Origin of the sequence: Mesorhizobium sp. M7A.F.Ca.CA.003.01.2.1 (assembly GCF_003998945.1) — a bacterium.
Classification (GTDB): domain Bacteria; phylum Pseudomonadota; class Alphaproteobacteria; order Rhizobiales; family Rhizobiaceae; genus Mesorhizobium; species Mesorhizobium ciceri.
The window spans coordinates 1-1164 of record NZ_RZRA01001242.1; the positions used below are offsets into that span (position 1 = coordinate 1).

Sequence of the window (1164 nt, forward strand, 5' to 3'; positions counted from 1 at the left end):
GCTGTCGCTGGCCGCCGGCACCTCTGCGTTCGCCGCGCGAACCGACCTGGTCATCGGCATTCCGCTCGAACCCCCGCATCTCGATCCGACCGCCGGTGCCGCCGCAGCGATCGACGAGGTTCTCTATGCCAATGTGTTCGAAGGCCTGACGCGCATCGGGCCGAATGGCGAGGTGCTCCCGGATCTGGCCGAAAGCTGGACCATTTCCGATGACGGCAAGGTCTACACCTTCAAGCTGCACACCGGCGTGAAATTCCATGACGGCACCGACTTCGATGCCGCCGACGTGAAATTCTCGCTCGACCGGGCGCGAGCCGACAACTCCGTCAACGCGCAAAAGGGCCTGTTCGCCGCCATCGACAAGGTCGACGTCGTCGATCCGGCAACCGTCAAGGTCACGCTGAAGAACCCGCAGGGCTCGTTCCTCTACAATATGGGCTGGGGCGACGCGGTGATCGTGGCGCCGGAATCTGCCGACACCAACAAGGAGAAACCGATCGGCACCGGCCCGTTCAAGTTCCAGAGCTGGGCCAAGGGATCGTCGATCACGCTGGTCAAATCGGACAATTACTGGGGCACGCCGGCGTCGCTCGACAAGGCCGAGTTTCGCATCGTGCCGGATGCCGCGGCCTATGTGCCGGCGCTGCTCTCGGGCGACATCCAGGCTTTCCCGTTCTTCGATGCCGACAGCGTCGCCCAGGTCAAGGACGACCCGCGCTTCAAGGTGGTGATCGGCGCGACCGAGGGTGAGACCATCCTGTCGATCAACAACAAGAAGCCGCCTTTCGACAAGCTGCAGGTGAGGCAGGCGATCTCTTACGCGCTCGACCGCAAGGCCATCATCGACGGCGCCTCGGCCGGCCTCGGCCAGCCGATCGGCTCGCATATGTCGCCGGCCAACAAGGACTATGTCGACCTCACCGGCCGCTACCCGCATGATGTCGCCAAGGCCAAGGAATTGCTGAAAGAGGCAGGCCTCGAGAACGGCTTCAAGGCGACGCTGAAACTGCCGCCGCCCACCTATGCCCGTCTCGGTGGCGAAATCATCGCCTCGCAGCTTCGCGACGTTGGCATCGATCTGGAAATCATTCCGGTCGAATGGGCACAGTGGCTGGACCAGGTGTTCACCAAGAAGGATTACGACCTGACGATCGTCTCCCACAC

1 protein-coding gene is annotated in these 1164 nt (G+C 63.0%); it reads left to right on the forward strand.

Annotated elements, in window-relative coordinates; all coding sequences use genetic code 11:
• Position 1: 1 nt before the first annotated feature.
• On the forward strand, positions 2-1164 hold a 1163-nt coding region (locus tag EN969_RS31600), incomplete at its 3' end, for an ABC transporter substrate-binding protein (protein ID WP_164758692.1).